Origin of the sequence: Streptomyces sp. NPDC097640 (assembly GCF_040302705.1) — a bacterium.
In the GTDB taxonomy this organism is placed as follows: domain Bacteria; phylum Actinomycetota; class Actinomycetes; order Streptomycetales; family Streptomycetaceae; genus Streptomyces.
The window spans coordinates 139,244-162,170 of record NZ_JBEOSB010000022.1; the positions used below are offsets into that span (position 1 = coordinate 139,244).

A 22,927-nucleotide genomic window follows, 5' to 3' on the forward strand; every position below is an offset into this window, starting at 1 on the left:
TCAGACCTGGATCAGGTCGCGTCGGGTGTGGGTGAGGAACTCATGGCCGTCCTCGGTGATCACCAGGCTGTCCGAGTGCTGGAGCCCGCCGAAGCTGGGGATGCGCAGGTTCGGTTCGAAGGTGAGGGCCATGCCGGGGGCGAGGACGAGGTCGTCGTGCGGGCCCAGGCTCGGCTGCTCATGGGGGCCGAGGCCCAGGCCGTGGCCGATGCGGCCGGGGAGGTAGTCGCCGTAGCCGTGGCGCACATAGCTCTCGCGGGCCGCCTCGTACACCTCGGCGCAGCTCAGGCCGGGCCGCAGATACGGCTGGACCTCCTCGCGGATGGCCAGCAGCGCCTCGAAGGCGCGCTGCCGCTCGGCGGGGAGCCGGCCGACGGCGACGCTGCGCTCGTTCTCGGCGTGCATGCCGTCGATGGCCGTCCAGATGACGGTCCACTGGATCTCGCCGTCGACCGGGCGGCGGGCGGTGGGCGGGGCGGAGTTCATCGGGACCCGGTCGCCGATCAGGGAGTAGGACCACAGGGCGTTGAAGACGCCGCCCTCGAGGTTGCCGAAGTCCATGGCGAGCCGGTCGGGGTAGAGGCTGCTCCAGACCTCCTGCATGGTGCGCATGGCCGCCGAGGCGACCTCGACCTCGCTGCGGCGCGCGGCGACCGCCTCCAGCGCCGCGTCCATGCCCGCGTCGGCGATCTCGCTCGCGACGCGCAGCGACTCCAGTTCGGCGGCGTCCTTGACGTAGCGGGCGCGCATCAGGGCCTGGCCGGTGTCGGTGAAGGTGGCGGCGGGGAGCGTCTCGGCGAGCCTGCGCTGGTAGTTGTACGGCAGGAACTCGCCCTCGATGCCGATCCTGGCCTCGGTGAGCCCGCGCTCGGCCATCACCTCGGCGAGCACCTGCCACCAGTGGTCGGGGCCGATCTCCTTGGCCCAGCGCCCATAGGGGCGGATGTCGGTGATGGCGGACACCTTGCGGGAGCTGTGGGCGCGCAGGGCGTGCAGCACGAAGACCGGTTCGCCCTCGGCGGGCAGCACGACGAGCACCGGGTGGGAGTAGATCATCGGCGTGTAGCCGGAGAGGTAGAAGGTGTTCTGCGGCTTGACGACGACCATGGCGTCGACGCCCTCGGCGCGCAGATTGGCCTGGACGCGGGCCCAGCGGGCGCGGACGGTGTGGGTGTCGGGGGTCATGCGGTGGTGCTCCTCTTCTCCGAAGCCGGGTTCGCCGTCGCGGTGTTCTTCACGGTCCTGACCGGGCGGCGCCCCGGTCCGCGCCCGGCGAGCCGCTCGCCGAGCAGATTGGCGCCGATCACCAGCGCCACCAGACCCAGGCCCGGCAGCACGGCGACCCACCAGGCGCCCAGCAGCTGGCCCTGGCCCTCGGCCACCATCAGCCCCCAGTCGGCGGCGGGCGCCTGGGCACCGAGGCCCAGGTAGGTGAGGCCGGCCTCCATGAGCACGGCCCGGGACAGATCGAGGGTGGCGGTCACCGCGACCAGCCCGCGCACACCGGGCAGCAGGTCGTACAGCAGCACCCGCCAGGTGGGCATGGACTGGGTGAGGGAGGCCTCGACGTACGGCATGGTGCGCAGGCTGAGCACGCGCGAGCGGACCAGCCGGAAGTACGCGGGCCAGCCGGTGAGCGCGATCACCAGCACCAGCACGGCGGTGCTCTGCCCGCCGAAGGTCAGCACCAGCAGGGCCAGCAGGATCGAGGGCAGGGCGAGTTGGATGTCGGCGAGGCGGGAGAGGACCTGGTCGGCCCAGCCGCGGGCGAAGCCGGACGCCAGCCCGAGGAGGGTGCCGAAGACACCGCCGCACACCACGGCGACCACGCCGACCAGCAACGGGGTGCGGGCGCCGTACAGCAGCCGGCTGAGCAGGTCGCGGCCGAGCTGGTCGGTGCCCAGCAGATAGCCGTGTTCGCCGGGCGCGGCGTTGGTGTGCGCCAGGTCCTGGGCGAGGGGGTCGTGCGGGGCGAGCAGCGGCGCGCACACGGCGAGCAGGGCGACGAGCCCGAGCAGCGTGGCGCCGACCGCCCCGGCGCCGCCGAGACGCGGCAGTCGGGCGCGGCGGCCGCGGGCCGCGGGCGGGGTCTGCGGCTTCAGTGGCAGCGGCTGCAGCGGGTTCATCGGGGTCCCCTTCCCTGGTGGCGGACCCTGGGGTCGAGTACGCCGTAGAGCAGGTCCACGATCAGGTTGACCAGGACGAAGGCGAGGATCAGGAACGTCAGGTCGGCGAGGACCAGCGGGTAGTCCTGGTTCTGGAGCGCGGTGACGGCGAGCTGGCCGACGCCGGGCCAGGAGAACACGCTCTCCACGATCACGGTGCCGCCCAGCAGCGCGCCCGCCTCCAGGCCGAGGACGGTGACGGTGGGCAGCAGCGAGCCGTACGCGGCGTGGCGCACCACCCGGGCGCGGCTCATGCCGAGCGCGGTGCCGGTGCGGGAGTACGGGCGGGCGAGTTCGCCGCGCAGGTTGTTGCGGAACACCCGGGCGAGCGGCGGAAGGACGCCGCAGGCGAGGGTGGCGGCGGGCAGCACGACGCTCGCGGCGGTGGTGGCGCCGGAGGTGGGCAGCCAGTGCAGCCGCACCCCGAAGATCCACACCAGCAGGACGCCGACGTAGAAGCCGGGCACCGACTGGGCAAGGAACACCAGCCACATGGGCCACTCGCGGCGCGCCCCGCCGTCTTCCCGCGACCCGGTCCACAGGCCGACGGCCAGGGCCAGGAGCGCGGCGGCGGCGAGCGCGACACCGGCCAGCAGCGTGGTGGCGCCGAGCCGCTGGAGGACCACCTCCATGGCGGGCTGCTGGAAGGTCAGCGAGTCGGGGAAGTGGCCGCGCAGCGCGTCGCCGAAGAAGGAGAGGTACTGCTCGGCGAGCGGCCGGTCGTAGCCGAGGGCGTGGCTGAGCTGCGCCACCTTCTCGGGCGGGGCGCCGATCGGGGCCATCATGACGGCCGGGTCGCCGGAGGAGTGCAGCACCAGGAAGACGGCGGACAGCGCGCCCCAGACGGCCAGCAGCGTCAGGGACAGGCGGCGGGTGAGGAAACGGATCATCCCGCGGCCCCCTTCCAGGACATGTCGGCGGGGCGCACCCAGTCGTCGGGCCGGGCGCGCCAGTCGAGGCGCTCGGCGGTGGCGGACACGCCGGGCTGCGGGAACAGGAAGAGCACCGGGGCCTGGTCGCGGGCGCGCCGGGCGGCCCGCGCGTACAGGGCGTCGCGCGCCGCGCGCCCCTCGGTGCGGCGGGCCTCGGCGACGGCGCCGGTGAACTCCCGGTCGTCCCAGTAGGCGTACGGGCTGTCGGAGACGAACAGACCGTAGAGGCCGCCGGCCGCGAGGGTGGGCCAGGCCTGGGTGATGTACTGCATGTCGGGCATCGCCCTGTCTTGCAGGTACTTCTGCATGTAGACGGTGAACGGCACGCTGTCGATCTTCACGCTCACCCCGGTCTCGCTCAGCTGTTGCGCCACCGCCTGGACGACCAGTTCGCCCGCCACGTACTGGCCGCTGGGCACGCGGAGGGTCACCTTCAGCGGGTTGCCCTTGCCGTAGCCGGCCTCGCGCAGCAGCGCCCTGGCCCGGTCCGGGTCGTGGGGGTAGCCGTTCAGGCCCTGGGTGTAGCCGGAGTAGTAGTCGGTCAGCAGCTGGCCGGGGCTGGGCCTGACGGTGTTCTTGAGCAGGCTCGCGGTGATCGCCGCCTTGTCCACCGCGTAGTTGACGGCCCGCCGCACCCGCACGTCCCGCATCGGGCCCTTGAGGGTGTTGAGCTTGATGAACGCCATCCGGGTGGTGTCCAGCCGCTGGGTGCGCAGCGCCCGGTCGGCGCGCAGCCGGTCCAGGTCCTGGGGGTCGAGCCCGGCGACGGCGTCGAGTTCGCCGGAGAGCAGGCCGGAGACGCGGGCGGGCTCGGACGGGGTGATCCGGAAGGTGACACGCCGGATGGCGGGCCTGCGGCCCCAGTAGTCGTCGCGGGCGCGCAGCTCGACGGTGCCGCCGGGGCTGTAGTCGGTGATCTCGTACGGGCCTGAGCCCATGGCCTGGGTGGCGGGCTGGTGGCGGGCCGCCCAGCGGGGGCTGAGCAGATAGAGGAACGAGAGCGCGCCGAGCAGGTCGGCGTCCGGGGTGGCGGTGATGAGGTCGACGGTGTGCCGGTCGACCTTGCGCGCCGCCTTCAGGCTGGGGAAGTTGGAGGTCATCCGCAGCGCGTTGGCGGCGTCGAGCAGCCGCTCGACGTTCCAGACCACCACGTCGGCGTCCAGCGGGCTGCCGTCGGCGAAGGTGGCCTTCCGGTGGAGCGTGAACCGCCAGCGGGTGGGTTCGGCGCGCCGCCAGGAGGTGGCGGCGTCCGGGCCGATGGTGAGGTCGGGGCGTCGGGTGACCAGCGAGGAGTACACGCTGGAGAGCACGGACAGATCGGTGCCCACCGAGGTGGTGTTCATCGGGTCGAGGGTGGTGACGGCCGCCGACAGACCGATGGTGACGCGCGAGGCGCCGGCCCGGCCGCGCGGGGTGTCGCCGGGCAGACAGCCGGCCAGGGCGGGGGTGAGTGCGAGCCCGGCGCCGAGGCCGAGCGCACCGCGCCGGGTGAGGCGCCACGGGTGCGGTGCGGACAGGTCCGGGATGGACGGGCTCGGGGTGGGCGGGTGCGGTACGGCGGCGTTCATATCGCGGCCTCCTGGTGTGCGAAGACCGCGCGGTCGGAGGCGCAGGGGTTGCCGAGGGTCACATAGAAGGCGCGGTCGGGCAGCACCGCGATCGACGCGTAGGTGGTCTCGGACCCGGCCCCGTCGATCTGGTGGCGGCACAGCGAGTCCTGCGGATAGCCGTCGTGGTCGGCGAGCAGCTCGGCCAGGGCGCCGGGGGTCAGCCCGCGGGCGGCGTCCAGGGCCCGGCCCGCGGTGTCGGCGCGGTGGTACGAGGAGGAGTTCTCGTCCGGGCCGGGCGCGAGCGGGGCGGTGACCGGACACACGTAGTGGTTGGTGAGCACATGGTGGTCCGCGTCGTCGCGCACCGTCACCCCGGTGGCGGTGGCCTCCAGCGCGAGCCGGCTCCGCGGGTCGGCGAGCGCGATGTTGAGTCCGCTGAGCCTGGGCTGATCGCGCAGCAGGCCGGCGAACTCCTCGGCGGTGCGGGCCCGGCGCAGCAGGTCATGGGAGTTGATGAGGATCCATCCGGTGGCCGAGGCCCGCCAGTCGACGTTCGTGCGCTCGCTCCACACGCCGGAGGTGGACATCGCGAGCCCCGAGTCGTTGACGCCGCTGCCCGGCCACAGCACGCTGCCCGCCACGGTGACCTCGACCAGCCGCCGCCCGTCGGGGTAGCGGCGGCGCAGCACGACGTGTTCGACGAAGTGGCCGGCCATGTCACGGGTCTTGGCGAGCAGCGTGTGGCCGGCCGCGGCGCGGTCCCCTGCGGCCACCAGCTGGCTGCACTCCTGGAGGACCCAGCGCAGCACCATGTGGGCGGGCAGGTTGAGGGCGAGGATGTCGTCGAGCGGGACGTCGGCGCCCTCGGCGATGCCGAGCAGCTCGGCCCACTGCTCGGGGTCGGTGTGGCGGACAAACTCGGCGTTGGCCTCCAGGCACTGGCGGTAGCGGGCGACGGACGCCTCGTCGGCGCACAGCTCGGCGATGTCGCGGCGTACGGCGGCGATGTTGGCGGCGATCGCGTCCCGGGCGGCGCGCCCGTGCTGCCGGCCCTGTTCGGCGGCGTCGCCCGCCAGGTCGAGATAGGCGGGGTCGGCCGCGGCGGTGGCCGACCCCGGGGCCAGGCCCCACTCCTGCCAGCGGCCGGGGTGGGCGGCGGGGACGGCTGCGGCTGCGCGGGTCACGGCTGGCTCTCCTCGATCTGGGGGTATCCGGCGGGTGCGCGGCCTCGGCGTGCGGTGCCACTCGCGCCGACGTCCGCGGGAGCGGGAGCGGGCGGGGGCGGGGTGAGGCCGCGCAGCAGCTCCCGTGCGACGCGGTCGGTCTCGTGGAAGAAGTCGGCGTCGGTGCCGGGGCGGGCGCCGATGGCGGTGGTCCAGCGGACCCCCTCCAGCGGCACGCCGACGGCGAACAGCGCGTGGTGCACGGTGCCGTCGGGGCGCCGTATCCGGCCGTCGCGGGCGCGGACGTCGAGCGCGCCGGTGGGCAGCGGCGCGGCGCCGGGCGCGGCCGCGGGCAGCCGGTGGGCCCGGCCGAGGCCGTCCGCGATCAGGCGGCGGACGAGTCCGGGCCCGTCGGCGCCGACGTCGGTGCCCGGCAGCCAGGCGTCGATCACCGCGTCGGGCCGTACGGTGAGGTCCTCGACGACCGCGGAGGCCGCGCGGGTGCCCGGGCGGACCGGGCCGAGCAGGGCGACCACGCCCGCCGCGAGCAGCGCGCGCAGCTGGCGGACGCGCAGCGCGGGCGGGCCGCCGGAGACGAAGTTGGCGAAGCCGTTGAACCAGCCGAGCACATCGCGCCGGTAGGACTCGCCGCTGAGGTTTCCGGCGGTGATCAGGGTGCGCAGGGCGGGGCGCGCCTGGCGTACGGCGACGGCGAGGGCGGCCCTGGGCGGCAGCCGGGGATCGGTGGCGGCGGCCAGGTCGGCGTCCAGGTGCCCGGCCCACCAGGCGTTCAGCTCCGCGGGGTCGGCGAAGTGGCGGCCGCGCAGCGGTTCGGCGATCGCGTCCAGGTCCAGGCGCAGCGGCTCGGGCACGGCGGCGCGCAGCACGTGGCCGCGGTCCGGGCCCGGCGGCAGGGCGGTCAGGCCGTGGCGCAGCGCGTCGGGGTCGGGCAGGGCGTCGGCGTGGAGCGTCAGCACCCGGTCGTACCAGGCGAGTTCGAGGTCGGCGGTCAGCCAGGGCACGACGTCGGCGTGGAAGTCGAGGCGCTCGCGGGCGGCGAGGGCGGCGACCCGCTCGGGGGTGAGGAAGGCGCTGGGGACCCGGACGCCGGGGGTGTCCACGCGGGCGTGGAAGGGGACACCGCGCCGGGTGGTGATCCAGATGTGGGGTTCGCGGCCGCTGGGGGTGTAGCCGTGTTCGTCGAAGCGGCCGCCGCGGCCCAGGGTCAGCAGGGCCAGCACGTCAAAGGCGTTGAGGCCGCCGCCGCGCAGCAGCACCTCGGCGCCGGGGGCGATGGAGTCGAGGGCGTAGTCGGCGGGGTGGCCGCCGGGCAGCCGGAGCACCTCGGGCGACGGGCCCTCGGGGGCCGGATACGGCGCCTCGAGGTGGCCGGTGGCCAGCACGGCGGCGCGCGCGGTGATCCGGGTGCCGTCGTCGAGCGCGATGTCGTAACCGCCGCCGGAGGAGCCCGCGGAACCCGAAGAGGCCCCGGAATTCCCGGATTTCGACGGGCCCGGCACCGGGGTCACGCTCCGCGCCGCGGCCGTGCGGACCTCGATCCGCACCCGGTCCCCGCCGAGGGCGCGTATCCGCTCCAGGGCGTCCATGAGATAGCTGCCGTAGACCCGGCGGGGCGCGTAGTCGCGGTCATCCGCATGCGCGGCGAATTCCGCGGCGGCGGAATCCAGATGGCCCCGCGCGGCGATGTCCCGGAGCCATTCGGAGAACGTCGGCCCGGTGGCGACGGGCGCGTCGAGACGCACCGATCCATCGGGGAAGACGGTGTTGTCGGCGACCATGGTGTTCATCAGGAGTTGCGGCGGCTGGCCGCGCCACCACACCCGTCCTGCGCCGGGCGGATACGGGTCGACCAGCGTCACCCGCAGCGCGGGGCCGGTCACCGGGGCCCGCGCCACCAGCCGTTCCAGCACCGAGACACCGCGCGGGCCGGCCCCGAGCACCACGGCGTCGGCCGTGGCGCGGGCGGGCCCCGGCGGCGGTGCGGCGGAATCGTTCATAAAGATGTCACATTTCAGGGGCTGTTGATGAAAGGCGGCAGGCCAGGGAATTTTGCGGTCGGCACACCGCCGCGTCAAACGCCCGCTTGGGCAATCTCAAATGCTGACTTGGGGCCCGTCGGGAAAACCCCGGGAGAACGCGCGCTAATCTGATGCATCAGATTTCCCGGCCGCCGGGAATGGCGCGACGGCCCAGGCTTTCGGCGTTGTGTCGGCCGCCGCGCGGCCGCACCTGGTGCATCAGGTCGGCGGCTGTGTGGTCCGTCACACCGGCCCGCCCGAGCCCGGAGGAGACGGAAGAACCGCGATGACCGAACCACCCGCCTACCTTCGTGTGGCCCGGGATCTGCGCCGCCAGATCGAGGACGGCCTGCTGCCCGCCGGGGAGCGGCTGCCCTCCCGCGCCCGCCTCGCCGAGGAGTACGGCGTCGGACCCAATGTGGCGGTGGCCGCGGTGCGGGTGCTGATGGCCGAGGGCCTGGTCTACGGGCGCGCCGGCAGCGGGGTGTACGTACGCGAGCCCGCGGCGCTGCGGCGGATGGTGCGTTCCTGGCACGACGGGAGGCTCAGCGGCGCTCCGTATGTGCTGGACCTGCCGGACCACGGCGCGGGGCGGCGCGAGTGCAGCTCCACCACGGTGGCCGCGCCGCCGGGGATCGCGGAGCGGCTGGGTCTCGCGGCGGGCGCGCAGGTGGTGCGCAGCGCGTATGTGTTCTGGACGGACAGCGCCCGCAGCATGGTCTCCACCAGCTGGGAGCCGCTGGAGCTGACCGGTGGGACGCCGGTCGTGCTCCCGGAGGCGGGTCCGCTGGCCGGGCGGGGGGTCGTGGCGCGGATGGCGTATATCGGGATGCCGGTGGACCGGGCGGTGGAGGCGGTGGTGGCGCGCACGGCCTCGGCGGAGGAGGCCGGGCTGCTGGAGATCGCGGCGGGCTCGGTGGTCGAGGCCCTGGAGCGCACGTACTACAGCGGTGACCGGGCGGTGGAGACCGCCGACATCGTGGTCACGGCCGGGCGCTATCAGCTGGTGTACGAGTTTCCGGTCGCCCCCTGAGGGCCGACGGTCGGTTTTTCCTCCGAGCGGGTATTCACTGGAGAGAGCGGTGGATGGGCAGATGGCCGGATGAGCAGCCGATGCATACTTGAACACGCGGTCAGGTAGCGGCGTGCCTGCTCTCACGACCTCGGCCGGATGTATCCGGCCCGGATGTACCAGGCAGCGTGGGATGAACGACCATGAGGCGACCGGATTCCACACGGGATCGGCCCGTCCGGTCGGCCGACCTCTTTGACGAGGCGGCCACGGCCCGAGCCACCGTCGACGAGCGTGGCATCGTCACGGGGTGGAGCGAGGGGGCCCGCAGGCTCCTCGGCCACCCGAGCGCGGCGGTGGTGGGCAGGCCCGCCGCCCTGCTGCTCGCCGACGGGGCGGCCGCGGACCTGCCCGGTTCCCTGGAGCGGCTGGGCAGGTGGAGCGGGAAGCTGACGCTGCTCCGCCACGATGGCAGTGCGCTGCGGGTCGGCCTGCTGGCGCACCACAGGACGACGGCCGACGGCGGCGCCGAGTGGCTGGTGGTCTCCCCGCTGGACCGTACGGAGCCGGCCACCGACGACGACGGGCTGATCAGGGCCGCGTTCGCGCAGGGTCCTTGCACGACGGCGGTCTTCGACCGCCGGCTGCTGCTGCGCTGGGCGAACGCGGACATGGAGCGCGTGCTCGGGCTCGGCCAGGACCAGATGCGCGGACTGCGCATGTCGGAGATCGTGGCCGACGGGCGCGGCGCCGAGATCGAGCGGCAGATGCGCGAGGCGCTGGAGACGGGCCTGCCGCAGAGGCTGAGCCTGCTGCCGTCGCGCGGCAACGCGGCCTGGACGACCCTGCTGGCCCCGGTGCGCGGCGCCGACGGCCGAGTGCTGGGCGTGGTCCTGTCGGGCCACGACGTCACCGTGCGGTACGAGGCGCAGCGGCGGCTGGCGCTGCTCAACGAGGCCGGTGTGCGGATCGGCACCACCCTGGACGTCGCGCGCACCGCGCAGGAGCTGACCGATGTGGCCGCCCCGGGCTTCGCGGACTTCGCGGTGGTGGATCTGCTCCCCTCGATCCACCCCGGTGGCGACGGGCCGCCCCCCGGCCCGGTGCCCGGCACCGTCGTACTGCGCCGCGTCGCCGCGCAGTCGGCGCTCGAAGGCAGGCCGGACATGGTGATCGAGCTCGGGAAGCTGGCCGTCTACCCGGAGCACACGCCCGCGGCCGAGTGCCTGGCCGCGGGGCGCGGGGTGCTGCTCGAGGTGACACCCGAGGCCGTCGCCCGGTGGGAGGAGGACGACCCCGCACGGGCCGCGCGGCTGCGTGAATTCGGCTTCCACTCCACGATCGCGGTCCCCCTGCGCGCCCGCGGGGCGACGCTGGGCGTCGCCGCCTTCGCCCGCCACCGGAGCCCGGAGCCGTTCGGGGAGGACGATCTGCTCTTCGCCGAGGAGATCACGGCCAGGGCCGCGGTGTGCATCGACAACGCCCACCGCTACACCCGCCAGCGCGAGGCCGCCCTGGCCCTTCAGCGCAGCCTGCTGCCGCGGAGCCTGCCGCGCCACGCCGCGGTCGAGACCGCCTTCCGCTATCTGCCGGCCGGGTCGCTGGCGGGGATCGGGGGCGACTGGTTCGATGTGATCCCGCTGTCCAGCGCCCGGGTGGCGCTGGTGGTGGGCGATGTGGTCGGCCATGGCGTCCAGGCATCCGCCGCCATGGGCCGGCTGCGTACGGCGGTGCGCACGCTGGCCGATGTCGATCTGCCCCCGGACGAGCTGCTCACCCATCTCGACGACCTCGTCACCCGGGTGTCCGCCGAGGCGGGGGGCGAGCCGGGCGGCGATGTCACCGGGGTCACCGGCGCCACCTGCCTGTACGCGGTGTACGACCCGGTCTCGCGGCGCTGCTCGCTCGCCCGCGCCGGCCATCCGCAGCCCGTGCTGACCCGGCCCGACGGCACCGCGGCATACCTGGACCTGCCCAGCGGGCCGCCGCTGGGCCTGGGCAGCCTGCCCTTCGAGTCCCGCGAGGTGGAGCTGGCGGAGGGCAGCGTCCTGTCCCTCTACACCAACGGCCTGATCCAGGCCCCCGACCGCGATGTGGACAAGGCGGCGGAGGCGCTGCGCGCGCTGCTCACCCGGCCCGCCGAGTCCCTGGACGAGCTGTGCGGCACGGTGCTCAGCACGCTGGTCCCCGGCCGCCCCGCCGACGATGTGGCCCTGCTGATGGCCCGTACCCGGGCGCTGGACGCGAGCCAGGTGGCCACCTGGGATCTGCCCTCCGATCCGGCCGTGGTGGCCCGGGCCCGGAAGTACGCCACCGACCAGCTGCTGGCCTGGGGCCTGGACGAGGTGGTCTTCACCACCGAACTGGTGGTCAGCGAACTGGTCACCAACGCCATCCGGCACGCCCAGGGCCCCATCCAGCTGCGCCTGATCCACGACCGCAGCCTCATCTGCGAGGTCTCCGACGGCAGCGACACCGCCCCGCATCTGCGCCGGGCGCGGGTGTTCGACGAGGGCGGCCGGGGGCTGCTGCTGGTGGCCCAGCTCACGGGGCGCTGGGGTACCCGGCACGGTCCGACCGGCAAGACCATCTGGGCCGAGCAGGGCCTGCCTGGTCCCTCCGAATGAGGTCGGCCCTTACGACCTGGGTCGTTACAATCGCCAAGGAAACAAAGCCGGTTCGGCCCGGGGCGCGTGGCACCCAAAAAACGGAAGGCCGCATCTCCATGCGAACTCAAGCCTCGCTCGGCGCCGGCCCGCTGGCCGGCCTGAGCCCCGCCGAATCGGCCCGACTCATGGCCGTCATGCGCGAGGCCGCCCTGAGCCGGGGCCGGCTTCCGCTGCCCGCGCGCCCGGTGATCGGACAGTCCTGGGACCGCATGCTGCGCCTGGGCCTGGACCCGGAGCGCGGCAGCGCCCCGCGGCTGCTGGGCATCGAGGAGCTGGAGCGGCGCCGGCGCCAGACCCGGCTGGTCGAGGTGCTGCCCACCCTGCACACCGGTCTGCTGGAGGCGGCGGAGGCGGCGGGACACATCATGATCATCACCGATGCCGACGGCCGGGTGCTGTGGATCGACGGCCACCGCGGGGTGCGCAGACACGCCGACGGCATCGCGCTCACCGAGGGCGCCCACTGGGCCGAGGACGTCGCCGGCACCAGCGGCATCGGCACCGCGCTGGCCGTCCGGGCGCCCGTCCGGGTGCACTCCTCCGAGCACTTCGTACGCGCCTTCCACACCTGGAGCTGCGCCGCGGCCCCGGTCCACGACCCCCGGGACGGACGGCTGCTGGGCATCGTGGACATCAGCGGCCCGGCCGCCAGCGCCCACCCGACCGTGCTGTCCCTGGTCACCGCGACGGCCCGGTGGGCGGAAGGCGAGCTGCATCTGGCCCACAGCTGGGAGCTGGACCGGCTGCGCGCCGTCGCGGCCCCGGTGCTCGCACGGATCCACGGCAAGGCGGCCGTGGTCGACCCGCACGGCTGGATCGCCGGGGTCACCGGCGTCACCCCGCGGGACCGGCGGCTGCTGCTGCCCAAGGCGCTGCACGACGGGCCGGTGTGGCTGCCCGCGCTCGGGGCGTGCACGGTGGAACCGCTGCCGGGCGGGCATCTGCTGCGGGTGCTCGGCTCCGAGCCCGACGGTCCGGACGAGCCCGGCGGGGCGTACGGGCCGGGCGGCGCGGGCCGGCTGGTGCTGGACGTCCGCCGTCCGCACGAGTGGTCGCTGACCTTCTCGGGGCCCTCGGGCACCTGGACCCACCAGCTCAGCGCGCGCCACGCCGAGATGCTGCTGGTTCTCGCCGCGTCCCCCGAGGGGCGGACGGCGGCGCAGCTGGCCGACGACCTCTTCGGCGACCCGACGCGGACGGTGACCGTGCGCGCGGCCATGTCCCGGCTGCGCCGCAGCTTCGGGGCGGTGCTCGCGCACCGCCCCTACCGCATCGCCGACCGGCTCCACGTCGACGTACGCCACCCGGAACGCCTCCAGGACCTGCTCCCCTTCAGCGCCGCACCGGGCGTGGCGCGCCTCCGCGACGCCGATATCTAGCCTGTCGGGGGGCACCGCCCAGCGGTAGCCGGGGGAGATTGCGGACCGGGCTCCGGGCCGGATCAGCCGCGGCCGGCGATCTCCTCCGGCCGGAGCACCGCCGCGAGCCGGTCCGCCGGCAGCAGCCCCTTCTCCAGGACCAGTTCGGCCACGCCACGCCCCGTGGCCAGCGCCTCCTGCGCGATCGTCGTGGCCGCGCTGTAGCCGATGTGCGGGTTGAGCGCGGTGACCAGGCCGATGGAGTTCTCGACCGTCGCCCGCAGGTGCTCGGCGTTCGCGGTGATGCCGGAGACACAGCGCTCGGCGAGCGTCAGGCAGGCCGCGCGCAGGTGCGTGATGCTCTCCGACAGGGAGTGCAGGATGATCGGCTCGAAGGCGTTGAGCTGGAGCTGCCCGGCCTCCGCGGCCATGGTGATGGTGACGTCGTTGCCGATCACCTCGAAGGCCACCTGGTTGACCACCTCGGGAATGACCGGGTTGACCTTGCCGGGCATGATGCTGGAACCGGCCTGGACCGGCGGCAGGTTGATCTCGTTCAGCCCGGCGCGCGGGCCGGAGGAGAGCAGCCGCAGGTCGTTGCAGCTCTTGGAGAGCTTGACGGCGATGCGCTTGAGGACGCCGGACAGATGGACGAACGCTCCGCAGTCCTGCGTGGCCTCGACCAGGTTGGCGGCGGTGACCACCGGCAGGCCGGTGATGTCGGCGAGGTGGTGGCGCACGGCCTCGGCGTAGCCGGCGGGGGCGTTGAGGCCGGTGCCGATCGCGGTGGCGCCGAGGTTGATCTCGTGTACGAGGCTCTGGGCCTCCAGCAGCCGGCTCTGGTCCTCCTCCAGCATCACCGCGTACGCCGAGAACTCCTGGCCCAGGGTCATCGGCACCGCGTCCTGAAGCTGGGTGCGCCCCATCTTCAGGATGTCGCGGAACTCCTCGGCCTTGTCGGCGAACGCCTGGCGCAGGATCTCCATCGCGGCGAGCAGCCCCTGCACGGCGAGGATGGTGGAGACCTTGACCGCGGTCGGGTAGGCGTCGTTGGTGGACTGGCTGAGGTTGACGTCCTCGTTGGGGTGGATCTCGGTGTAGTCGCCCTTGGCGTGGCCGAGAAGCTCCAGCGCCCGGTTGGCTATCACCTCGTTGGCGTTCATGTTGGTCGAGGTCCCCGCGCCGCCCTGGATCACGTCGACCACGAACTGGTCGTGCAGCCGGCCTTCCCGGATCTCCTGGCAGGCGGCCGCGATGGCGTCGGCCTTGCGGGCCTCGAGCAGCCCGAGGTCCTGGTTGGCCCGGGCCGCGGCCTCCTTGACGGCGGCCAGCGCGCCGATCAGGTGCGGGTAGGCCGCGATGGTGGTGCCGGTGATGGGGAAGTTCTCGGTGGCGCGCAGGGTGTGGATGCCCCAGTACGCGTCGGCCGGCACGTCACGGTCGCCCAGGAGGTCGTGTTCTCGGCGAAAGCCGGTGGCAGTCATCGGTGTGCGGTGTCCCTTGGTGAGGCGGGGTGAGGGTTGAGGGTGGGGGGTGACGTGGGGCGGAGCAAGTCCGGCGAGCGAGCCGAAGGGGCGCGACCCTGTCGAAAGGGAGAGCGCGCACAGGCTGCGAGGAACGAGCAGCCGAGCACAGTCGACCGTCGACAGGGTCTAAGGCGCCCCGGAGGCGAGCCGCCGTGAAAACAAGTCCACCGCGCGCAGGCTACCGACGGGCCGGCCGCCGCCGAGCACCGGGGCCTCGGCGAACTCGGCGAGCAGCCCGGGGTCGACGCCCAGGTGGGCGAGGGCGGCGGCGGTCACCGGCATCCGGGCGCGGTCCGCCCCGTCGGCGATCTTCACGGCGAGCGCCCGCCCGTCGGGCAGCGCGGCCACCTGGACGCCCTCGAAGCCGTCCTTGGCCACGAGGCCGGGCACCGCTCGCATCAGCCGGGCGACGTCCCGCCCGGTCCCGGCGACCATCTCGGGGTGTTCGCGCATGGCGGCCGCGACCCGGCCCTCGGGGGTGTCCGCCGGGGCGGCGGCGATCCGCGCGAGGGCGCGGGCCAGCCCGCGCGGCGAGACGGCGAACAGCGGGGCGCCGCATCCGTCGACCGTCACCTGGGCGACACGCTGGCCGGTCAGGTCCTCGACGGTCTCGGCGATCAGCTGCTGAAGCGGGTGCGCCGGGTCGAGATAGCCCTCCAGGGGCCAGCCGCGCAGCTGGGCGGTGAGCAGCATCGCGGCGTGCTTGCCCGAGCAGTTCTGGGCGAGCCGGGAGGGGCCGTGCCCGGCGCGCAGCCACGCCTCACGCTCGGGGGCGCCGTAGGGCAGGTCGGGGACGTTGCGCAGCAGGTTCTCGGAGATCGGGCCGTGCGCGAGGATGCGCCGGGCCCCGGCCAGGTGGCGCTGCTGGCCGGAGTGGCTGGCCGCGGTGAGCGCCAGCAGCTCGCCGTCCAGCCGCAGCCCGGCGCGCACCAGGGCGACGGCCTGGACGGGCTTGAGCGCCGAGCGGGGGTAGAACGCGACGTCGGGGTCGCCGGCCTGGAGGAGCACCTGGCCGTCGGCGGCCAGCACCACGGCCGACCCGTGGTGGACGCCTTCGATGAGCCCGCCGCGTATCACCTGGACGAGCGGCACATGGCGCGGCTCGCGGATCTCGGGCGCCTCGGCGGGCAGCGGACGGTGGCCGTCGGGATACGTGTGGGGGGAGGTGTTCACGGGGAGGGCGTCCGGAGAGGTGTTCAGGTTGTTCAGGGTGGTGGGGGTGTTGTCGCGGTCGGTCGCGGTCATCGCCGGCCGCTCACCCGGCCGCGTACCGCGTACCAGCCGAGGACCAGCGCCAGCACGATCGCGGGGAGCGCCATGACGGTCAGCCGGCTGGGTCCGCCGTCGGCCCACATCAGGACCAGGACGGAGGTGAGGAAGGCGATGGTGATGATCTCGGTGAACGGCGATCCGGGGAGCCGGTAGCCGGGTCGCCGGACCAGACCGGCCTTGGCCTTCCGCCAGAAGACCAGGTGGCACAGCATGATCATGGCCCAGGTGGAGAGGATGCCGATCGCCGCGAAGTTGAGCACGATCTCGAAGGCCTTGCTCGGCGCCGCGTAGTTCAGGACGACGCCCAGCACACAGAAGAAGGCGGTGAGCAGGATCCCGCCGTAGGGGACGTGGGTGCGGCTCATGACGCCGGTGAACTTGGGCGCGGAGCCGGACTTGGCCATCGAGCGCAGGATGCGGCCGGTGGAGTAGAGCCCGGAGTTGAGGCTGGACATCGCGGCGGTGAGCACGACCAGGTTCATCACCGCGCCCGCCGAGGGCACGCCGATGTTGGACAGCACGGTCACGAACGGGCTCTGGCCGTCCGCGTAGGAGGTGTACGGCATCAGCATGGAGAGCAGCACCACGGAGCCGACGTAGAAGAGGGCGACGCGCCACATGATGGAGTTGATCGCCTTGGGCATGATCTTCTCGGGGTTCTCGGTCTCCCCCGCCGCCACGCCGACCAGCTCCACGGACGCGTAGGCGAAGACGACACCCTGGACGACCAGGAGCATCGGGAGCACCCCGTGCGGGAAGACGCCACCGTGGTCGAAGATCATCCCGGGGCCGGGGGTGTTGCCGTCGATCGGGTGGCGGGTGACCAGCAGGAAGATGCCGATCGCCATGAAGGTGACGAGCGCGCCGACCTTGATGATCGCGAACCAGAACTCCATCTCGCCGAAGAACTTGACCGAGATGAGGTTCACCGCCAGCACGACGGCGAGCGCGATCAGGGCGATCACCCACTGCGGGATGTCGGTGAACATGCCCCAGTAGTGGGTGTAGGTCGCGACCGCCGTGATGTCGGCGATACCGGTGGTGGCCCAGTTCAGGAAGTACATCCAGCCGGCGACGAAGGCACCCTTCTCTCCGAGGAACTCACGGGCGTACGAGACGAAGGCGCCCGAGGAGGGGCGGTGCAGCACCAGCTCGCCCAGGGCCCGCACCACCAGGAAGGCGAAGACGCCGCAGACCGCGTAGGCGATGAACAGCGAGGGTCCGGCGTCGTGGAGCCGGCCTCCGGCTCCGAGGAAGAGCCCGGTGCCGATGGCGCCACCGATGGCGATCATGTTGACGTGCCGGGCCTTGAGGGACTTGCTGTACCCGGCGTCCCCCGCGTCGACATGCGCGGGGGACTGCGTCTTCGGGTGGGGCTCTTGACGGCGTTCATCCTGCCGGAGGGACTGCTCGCTCACTCCTGCTGGCCTTCCATTGGGGATTGCATGTCTCCTGTCGCGCGCCCGGCCTCGGAGCCTGGTCGCACGATGGAGGTGAGGGTTGTTTCGACGCGCTGGAGGTGATGTGACATCGCCGCCGTCGCGTCGGGCTCAGAACCGTCGGACAGCGCCTCGACGATCGCCCGGTGTTCCCGGTTCGCCTGCTCCCGCCGGCCACCGAGCTCGTTGAGGAACGCGGACTGCCGTGCCAGGGCGTCGCGGATCTCCTCGATCACCTTGCGGAATACAGGATTCCGGGCCGCCTGGGCAATGGTCAGATGGAAAAGTGTGTCCATTGCCACCCAGGCGGTGGTGTCGGTCTCCCGCTCCATCCGCTCCAGCAGATGGCTCAGGTGGTCCAGGTCCTCGGCGGTGCGCCGGACGGCCGCGTACCCGGCGACCGGGATCTCGATGTGCCGACGCACCTCGAGCAGGTCGCTCGCCGTGTAGTCGCCGAAGGTGGGGTCCTCCACCGGGCCGTTCGAGATGACGAACGTACCCTTGCCGGTACGCGAGGCGGTGAGCCCCATCGTCTGAAGGGCCCGGAGCGCCTCCCGGAGCACCGGTCGGCTCACCTCCAGCCGGCGGCAGAGTTCCGCCTCGGACGGAAGCTTGTCCCCGACCGCGTATTCACCCTGCTCAATGGCGCGGCGAAGGTGCGCGAGCACCGCTTCCATGGCGCTCACACGACGGGGGACCGACGGGACTGCCTGGCCTGTCTGGCTGTCTGACAAGTTCACGGGCAGATATTCGGCTGGCCACGGAAGCGTTGTCAATAGTTCCGCAACAAAGAGCACCCGACTCTACGGAATGTGCCTTTTGTGCGGCTTATGCTCTATGTGGAGTTTCTTGGTGCGATCCAAGCCGTCCGGGAGGCTCCGGCCGAGGGCACGAGCGACGGGTGCGTGATCAGCCATGACGCAGCAGTTGACGAAGGCGCGTATCACGGCCGTCGACACGCACGACATCCGCTTCCCCACCTCGCGGTGGGGCTGGGGCTCGGACGCCATGAACCCCGACCCCGACTACTCGGCCGCCTATCTGACCATCCGCACCGACGCCCCGGACGGGCTGGAGGGCCACGGCTTCTGCTTCACCATCGGCCGGGGCAACGAGGTGGCGGTCGCGGCGATCGACGCCCTGCGCCCGCACCTGGCCGGGACCGAGCTCGACGAAACCCCGGCTGGCCTGGACACCCGCTACCGCGCACTGGCGGGCGACAGCCAGCTGCGCTGGCTGGGCCCGGAGAAGGGCGTCACCCACATGGCCCTCGGCGCCGTGGTGAACGCCCTGTGGGACCTGTACGCCAAGCGGCAGGGGAAGCCGCTGTGGAAGCTGCTGGCCGACCTCACCCCCGAGGAGCTGGTGGCCGTCGCGGACCTCCGCTACCTCGCCGACGCGCTGCCCCCCGACGAGGCGCTGCTGATCCTGCGCCGCGCGGAGCCCGGCAGGGCGGAGCGCGAGGCCCGGCTGCGGGCCGAGGGCTATCCGGCCTACGCCGCCTCCCCCGGCTGGCTCGGCAACTCCGACGCCCATGTCGCCTCGGCCGCCCGCCGGGCCGTCGCCAACGGCTTCACCCAGATCAAGCTGAAGGTCGGGGCCGATCTGGAGGACGACATCCGGCGCTGCCGGATCGCCCGCGAGGTGGTCGGCCCGGCGGTGCGGATCGCCCTGGACGCCAACCAGCGGTGGGAGCTGGGCGAGGCGGTCGAGTGGACCCGCGCGCTGGCCGGGTTCGACCCGTACTGGATCGAGGAGCCCACCTCCCCCGACGAGATCCTGGGCCTCGCCGCGATCCGGCGTGCCGTTGCACCTGTGAAGGTTGCTGCGGGTGAGCACACGGCCAACCGGGTGGTCTTCAAACAGCTCCTCCAGGCGCAGTCCCTGGACGTTGTCCAGCTGGACGCCTGCCGCGTCGGCGGGATCCCGGAGCTGCTGTCGATCCTGCTGCTCGCCGCGGATTTCGGGGTCCCGGTGTGCCCGCACGCGGGCGGCGTCGGGCTCTGCGAGCTGGTGCGGCACCTGGCCGCCTTCGACTATGTGGCGGTCTCCGGAACGCTCGCGGACCGGACCGTCGAATACGTCGACCATTTGCACGAGCACTTCACCGATCCCGCGGTGATCGCCCGGGGGCGGTACACGGCCCCCTCCGCCCCCGGGTTCAGCTCCACCCTGCGGCCCGAGTCGCTGCGCGCGTATGCCTACCCGGACGGCGGGGTCTGGAGAACCGCATGAGCGCTACGCGCCACCGCGCGGCCGCCGTCGCCACGGTCCTCGCCCTGGCCCTGGGGTCGGCCGCCGCGGGCTGTGGCGGGCGGCCGGCCGGTGGTCGGGGCGGCGGCCGGGTCGGTGTGGTCGTCCCGTTCCTGACCTCGCCGTTCTGGCAGGCGTACAACCAGGACATCCCCCGGCAGGCCGCGGCCCAGGGCGTCCGTGTGCTCCCCACCGTGAACTCCAACGGCGACGCGGGCCAACAGATCACCGACGTCCAGACGCTGCTGTCCGAGGGCGTGAAGGGCTTGGTCGTCTCGCCCATCGACTCCGCCGCCATCGTCCCGGGCCTGCGGGCCGCCCAGCGCGCACACGTCCCGGTGGTCGCGGTCGACGTGGCCCCGCGGAGCGGCAAGGTGGCGATGGTGGTCAGGGCCGACAACCGGGCGTACGGCCGCAAGGCCTGCCAGGTCCTGGGCCGGGCCGTGAAGACCGGCAAGGTGGTACAGATCCAGGGCGATCTGGCCTCGGTCAACGGCCGGGACCGCACGTCCTCCTTCTCCGGGTGCATGGCGCGGCGCTACCCGGCGATCAAGGTGCTGAACATCCCCGCCCGGTGGCAGGCGGACAAGGCCGCGGCCGGCCTTGAGGCCCTGTACACCGCCAACCCCGGCATCAAGGGCATCTATCTCCAGGCCGGCGGGGTGTATCTGGCGCCCACCCTGCGAACCCTCCAGCGCCACAACGCGCTGGTCCGCGCGGGCAGCCCCCGCCACATCACCATCGTGTCGAACGACGGCATCCCGCAGGAGCTGACCGCGATCCGCCGGGGCCTCATCGACGCCACCGTCTCCCAGCCCGCCGACCTGTACGCGAAGTACGCCATGTACTACATCAAGCGGGCGATGGCCGGAAAGACCTTCCACACCGGCCGCACCGACCACGGCAGCACCGTCGTCGAGCTGCCCGGGGGCATCCTCCAGGACCAGCTCCCCGCGCCACTGGTGACCCGGCACAACGTCGACGACCCGGCGCTGTGGGGCAACCGCCGATGAACACCGCCCGGCCGCCGCTCGTCGAGGCCCTCGGGATCACCAAGCGGTACGGGCCCACGGTGGCCCTGCTGGACGCGGGGATCGCCGTCGCGGCGGGCGAGTCGCACGCCCTGGTCGGCCGGAACGGGGCGGGCAAGTCGACGCTGGTGTCGGTCCTCACCGGGCTGACGAGGCCGGAGCGCGGCACCGTGCGCTACGACGGCGAGCCCGCGCCCGCCGTCGCCGACCGGGCGGCCTGGCGCCGCCGGGTGGCCTGCGTCTACCAGCGGTCGACGACCATCGGCGAGCTGTCGGTGGCGGAGAACCTGTTCCTGGGGCGTCAGCCGGTCACCCCGCGCGCCCGGGTGATCAGCCGGCGGCGGATGCGGCGGGAGGCCCGCGCGCTCCTGGACGAGTGGGGCGTGCCGGTGGACGAGACGGCCCGGGCCGGCGGGCTGAGCGTCGAGGAGACCAAGCTGGTGGAGATCGCGCGTGCGCTCTCGCTCGGCACCCGCTTCATCGTCCTGGACGAGCCGACGGCCCAGCTGGACAGCCGGGCCACCGGCCGGCTCTTCGCCCATATGCGGCGGCTCCAGGAGGCCGGGGTCACCTTCCTCTACATCTCCCACCACCTGCGGGAGGTGTACGAGGTCTGCCAGGCCGTCACCGTCCTCCGCGACGCCCGCCGGATCGTCACCGCGCCGGTCGGCGCGATGCCCCCGGGAAAGCTGATCGAGGCGATGACGGGCGAGCCCGGCGGTCTGCCGGTCCCCCGCACCGCACCGCCGCGGCCCGCACAGCCCGCCCCCGCCGCCGTACGCCTGGACCACCTCGGCAGTCCGAGCTTCCACGACGTCTCCCTGACCGTCGGGGCCGGTGAGGTGGTGGGCCTGGCCGGGCTGGCCGGCTCCGGCAGCCATCAGCTGGGGGCCGCGGTGGCCGGTCTGCACCGGACCTCCGGCGGCCGCGTTTGGATCTTCGGCCGCCCGCTGCGCACCGGGAGCGTGCCCGCGGCCCTGGCCGCCGGGGTCGGCTGTCTACCGCGCGACCGGCATCACGAGGGGCTGGTCCCGCAGCTGTCGGTGGCCGAGAACATAACCCTGCCCATCGGTGGACGGCTCGGCCCGCTGGGCCTGATCAGGCCCGGGGCGCGGGACGCCGCGGCCCGGCGGGCGATCGCCGGCCTCGGCATCGGCACCACCGGGCCCGCCCAGCCGATCGGCGCGCTGTCCGGCGGCAATCAGCAGAAGGTGGTCCTGGCGCGCGCCCTGGCCACCGACCCCAGAGTGCTGGTGCTCATCGACCCGACGGCCGGGGTGGACGTACGGGCCGAGCGCACCCTGCTGGCGGCGGCGCTCCGGGCCGGGGCCGAGGGGCGCGCGGTGCTGATCGTCTCCGACCAGCTCGAGGACCTGCGCGTCTGCGACCGCGTCCTGGTCATGTTCAACGGCTTCGTCTCGGCCGAGTACCCGGCGGGCTGGCGGGACGGTGAACTGCTCGCCGCCGTCGAGGGGGTGACGGCCGGCCATGGGTGACCCGGCCGCATCGCCGCCCGGCCCGGCCGCTTCCCCGCCCGGCCCGAGCCGCCGCGCCGCGCTGTTCCGGGTCCGCGACCTCGCGCTGCTGCCCGCGGTGGTGCTGCTGCTGGTGATCGGCGCGCTGACCAACGACACCTTCCTGGAGCGGGAGAACCTGATCAACATCCTGGGCGCGTCGTCGGCGCTCGGGCTGCTGGTGCTCGCCGAGGCGATGATCCTGATCAGCGGCCGGATGGATCTGTCCCTGGAGTCCATCGCGGGCCTGGCGCCCGCGCTCGGCTTCCTGGTCGTGATCCCCGCCGCCTCCGGCGGCTTCGGCACCCGCTGGCCGACGTGGCTGGGTCTGCTGATCATCCCCGTGGCCGGGGCGGTGGTCGGCGCGGTCAACGCCGCCCTGATCGTGGGGCTCGGGCTCAACGGCTTCATCGTCACGCTCGCCATGAACATCGTGCTGCGCGGGGTCCTGATCGGCGTGGTCTCGGGCAGGACGCTGTTCGACGCCCCGCCCGCGTTCTTCGCCCTGGGCTCCGAGAACTGGCTGGGCCTGCCGCTCTGTGTCTGGGTGAGCGCCGGGTGCTTCGCCGTGGCCGGATTCTGTCTGCGCTACCACCGCTTCGGCCGCGCGGTGTACGCGGTCGGCGGCAACGCCCCGGCCGCCCGCGCGGCGGGCATCCGCGTGGCGCGGGTGGGCTGGGCGGTGCTCGTGGTCGGCGGGGCGCTGTCGGCCGTCGCCGGCCTGGTCATCGCCGGACGGGTCGGCGCGGTCGACGCCAACCAGGGCAGCGGCATGATCTTCACCGTCTTCGCGGCCGCGGTGATCGGCGGGATCAGCCTCCGGGGCGGCCGCGGCTCCCTGCTCGGCGCCCTGCTGGGCACGCTGCTGCTGGGGATGCTGGAGAACCTGCTCACCCTCGCCCAGGTGTCGTCGTTCTGGATCGAGGCGATCTACGGCGGCATCATCCTGCTCGCTCTGATCGTCGCCAGGCTCACCTCCGGCGAGGCACAGGAGTCATAGTATT

General features: G+C 73.4%; 17 protein-coding genes. 7 read left to right on the top strand and 10 right to left on the bottom strand.

The genetic code is table 11. The features are described 5' to 3' along the window. The 6 genes from ABTY62_RS30920 to ABTY62_RS30945 are packed head-to-tail and all read right to left on the bottom strand — an operon-like array spanning position 1 to position 7,828. Positions 1-1,185, bottom strand: a complete 1,185-nt coding sequence (locus ABTY62_RS30920) for a M24 family metallopeptidase (protein ID WP_352132712.1) — start codon at positions 1,183-1,185, stop codon at positions 1-3. After that, positions 1,182-2,126: an ABC transporter permease gene (locus ABTY62_RS30925; RefSeq protein ID WP_352132713.1), complete on the bottom strand. Its 945-nt coding sequence runs from the start codon at positions 2,124-2,126 to the stop codon at positions 1,182-1,184. Before ABTY62_RS30925 ends, ABTY62_RS30920 begins: the two co-directional genes overlap by 4 nt. Then, positions 2,123-3,055, bottom strand: coding sequence for an ABC transporter permease (locus tag ABTY62_RS30930; protein WP_352132714.1), 933 nt, complete (start codon positions 3,053-3,055; stop codon positions 2,123-2,125). Before ABTY62_RS30930 ends, ABTY62_RS30925 begins: the two co-directional genes overlap by 4 nt. Next, entirely contained in the window at positions 3,052-4,665 is a 1,614-nt protein-coding gene (locus tag ABTY62_RS30935; RefSeq protein ID WP_352132715.1) for an ABC transporter substrate-binding protein, read from the bottom strand. The genes ABTY62_RS30930 and ABTY62_RS30935 overlap by 4 nt, the downstream gene beginning before the upstream one ends. Beyond that, the gene (locus ABTY62_RS30940) at positions 4,662-5,831 is read right to left on the bottom strand and encodes a C45 family autoproteolytic acyltransferase/hydrolase (RefSeq protein ID WP_352132716.1); all 1,170 of its coding nucleotides are present in this window, start codon (positions 5,829-5,831) and stop codon (positions 4,662-4,664) included. Before ABTY62_RS30940 ends, ABTY62_RS30935 begins: the two co-directional genes overlap by 4 nt. Beyond that, positions 5,828-7,828 carry an FAD/NAD(P)-binding protein gene (locus ABTY62_RS30945; protein ID WP_352132717.1) on the bottom strand — a complete coding sequence of 667 codons (2,001 nt, stop codon included), beginning with the start codon at positions 7,826-7,828 and terminating at the stop codon, positions 5,828-5,830. The genes ABTY62_RS30940 and ABTY62_RS30945 overlap by 4 nt, the downstream gene beginning before the upstream one ends. A 307-nt stretch (positions 7,829-8,135) precedes the next feature. Here ABTY62_RS30945 and ABTY62_RS30950 point away from each other — a divergent pair, with 307 nt between their 5' ends. From ABTY62_RS30950 to ABTY62_RS30960, 3 genes are all read left to right on the top strand, one after another. After that, positions 8,136-8,882: a GntR family transcriptional regulator gene (locus ABTY62_RS30950; RefSeq protein WP_352132718.1), complete on the top strand. Its 747-nt coding sequence runs from the start codon at positions 8,136-8,138 to the stop codon at positions 8,880-8,882. A 182-nt stretch (positions 8,883-9,064) separates the two neighbouring features. After that, positions 9,065-11,488, top strand: a complete 2,424-nt coding sequence (locus tag ABTY62_RS30955; RefSeq protein WP_352132719.1) for a SpoIIE family protein phosphatase — start codon at positions 9,065-9,067, stop codon at positions 11,486-11,488. A 98-nt stretch (positions 11,489-11,586) separates the two neighbouring features. Then, complete coding sequence (locus ABTY62_RS30960) at positions 11,587-12,909, top strand: GAF domain-containing protein (RefSeq protein WP_352132720.1); 1,323 nt, start codon at positions 11,587-11,589, stop codon at positions 12,907-12,909. Between the two features lie 62 nt (positions 12,910-12,971). Here the strand turns inward: ABTY62_RS30960 and aspA are convergent, their stop codons facing one another. From aspA to ABTY62_RS30980, 4 genes are all read right to left on the bottom strand, one after another. Continuing rightward, a complete protein-coding gene (aspA, locus tag ABTY62_RS30965; protein WP_352132721.1) occupies positions 12,972-14,372 on the bottom strand; it encodes an aspartate ammonia-lyase in 1,401 nt (466 codons plus the stop codon). A gap of 168 nt (positions 14,373-14,540) precedes the next feature. After that, entirely contained in the window at positions 14,541-15,659 is a 1,119-nt protein-coding gene (locus tag ABTY62_RS30970; RefSeq protein ID WP_352132722.1) for an asparaginase, read from the bottom strand. Further along, on the bottom strand, positions 15,656-17,104 hold the full coding sequence (locus ABTY62_RS30975; RefSeq protein WP_352132723.1) for an amino acid permease: 1,449 nt from the start codon (positions 17,102-17,104) through the stop codon (positions 15,656-15,658). The genes ABTY62_RS30970 and ABTY62_RS30975 overlap by 4 nt, the downstream gene beginning before the upstream one ends. Next, entirely contained in the window at positions 17,101-17,865 is a 765-nt protein-coding gene (locus tag ABTY62_RS30980) for a FadR/GntR family transcriptional regulator (RefSeq protein WP_352132769.1), read from the bottom strand. The genes ABTY62_RS30975 and ABTY62_RS30980 overlap by 4 nt, the downstream gene beginning before the upstream one ends. Positions 17,866-18,040: 175 nt before the next feature. Here ABTY62_RS30980 and ABTY62_RS30985 point away from each other — a divergent pair, with 175 nt between their 5' ends. The 4 genes from ABTY62_RS30985 to ABTY62_RS31000 are packed head-to-tail and all read left to right on the top strand — an operon-like array spanning position 18,041 to position 22,923. Beyond that, positions 18,041-19,360, top strand: coding sequence for an enolase C-terminal domain-like protein (locus ABTY62_RS30985; protein ID WP_352132724.1), 1,320 nt, complete (start codon positions 18,041-18,043; stop codon positions 19,358-19,360). Further along, positions 19,357-20,391: a sugar ABC transporter substrate-binding protein gene (locus tag ABTY62_RS30990; protein WP_352132725.1), complete on the top strand. Its 1,035-nt coding sequence runs from the start codon at positions 19,357-19,359 to the stop codon at positions 20,389-20,391. Before ABTY62_RS30985 ends, ABTY62_RS30990 begins: the two co-directional genes overlap by 4 nt. Next, complete coding sequence (locus ABTY62_RS30995; protein ID WP_352132726.1) at positions 20,388-21,905, top strand: sugar ABC transporter ATP-binding protein; 1,518 nt, start codon at positions 20,388-20,390, stop codon at positions 21,903-21,905. Before ABTY62_RS30990 ends, ABTY62_RS30995 begins: the two co-directional genes overlap by 4 nt. Continuing rightward, positions 21,898-22,923: an ABC transporter permease gene (locus ABTY62_RS31000; protein WP_352132727.1), complete on the top strand. Its 1,026-nt coding sequence runs from the start codon at positions 21,898-21,900 to the stop codon at positions 22,921-22,923. Before ABTY62_RS30995 ends, ABTY62_RS31000 begins: the two co-directional genes overlap by 8 nt. Positions 22,924-22,927: the final 4 nt, after the last annotated feature.

What these genes read in the sequence shown, in the direction of transcription:
- ABTY62_RS30990 (WP_352132725.1), top strand. Translation starts at nt 19,357, where the DNA reads ATGAGCGCTACGCGCCACCGCGCGGCCGCCGTCGCCACGGTCCTCGCC.
- aspA (WP_352132721.1), bottom strand. Translation starts at nt 14,372, where the DNA reads ATGACTGCCACCGGCTTTCGCCGAGAACACGACCTCCTGGGCGACCGT.
- ABTY62_RS30995 (WP_352132726.1), top strand. Translation starts at nt 20,388, where the DNA reads ATGAACACCGCCCGGCCGCCGCTCGTCGAGGCCCTCGGGATCACCAAG.
- ABTY62_RS30985 (WP_352132724.1), top strand. Translation starts at nt 18,041, where the DNA reads ATGACGCAGCAGTTGACGAAGGCGCGTATCACGGCCGTCGACACGCAC.
- ABTY62_RS30970 (WP_352132722.1), bottom strand. Translation starts at nt 15,659, where the DNA reads ATGACCGCGACCGACCGCGACAACACCCCCACCACCCTGAACAACCTG.
- ABTY62_RS30960 (WP_352132720.1), top strand. Translation starts at nt 11,587, where the DNA reads ATGCGAACTCAAGCCTCGCTCGGCGCCGGCCCGCTGGCCGGCCTGAGC.
- ABTY62_RS30955 (WP_352132719.1), top strand. Translation starts at nt 9,065, where the DNA reads ATGAGGCGACCGGATTCCACACGGGATCGGCCCGTCCGGTCGGCCGAC.
- ABTY62_RS30935 (WP_352132715.1), bottom strand. Translation starts at nt 4,665, where the DNA reads ATGAACGCCGCCGTACCGCACCCGCCCACCCCGAGCCCGTCCATCCCG.
- ABTY62_RS30925 (WP_352132713.1), bottom strand. Translation starts at nt 2,126, where the DNA reads ATGAACCCGCTGCAGCCGCTGCCACTGAAGCCGCAGACCCCGCCCGCG.
- ABTY62_RS30920 (WP_352132712.1), bottom strand. Translation starts at nt 1,185, where the DNA reads ATGACCCCCGACACCCACACCGTCCGCGCCCGCTGGGCCCGCGTCCAG.
- ABTY62_RS30930 (WP_352132714.1), bottom strand. Translation starts at nt 3,055, where the DNA reads ATGATCCGTTTCCTCACCCGCCGCCTGTCCCTGACGCTGCTGGCCGTC.
- ABTY62_RS30945 (WP_352132717.1), bottom strand. Translation starts at nt 7,828, where the DNA reads ATGAACGATTCCGCCGCACCGCCGCCGGGGCCCGCCCGCGCCACGGCC.
- ABTY62_RS31000 (WP_352132727.1), top strand. Translation starts at nt 21,898, where the DNA reads ATGGGTGACCCGGCCGCATCGCCGCCCGGCCCGGCCGCTTCCCCGCCC.
- ABTY62_RS30950 (WP_352132718.1), top strand. Translation starts at nt 8,136, where the DNA reads ATGACCGAACCACCCGCCTACCTTCGTGTGGCCCGGGATCTGCGCCGC.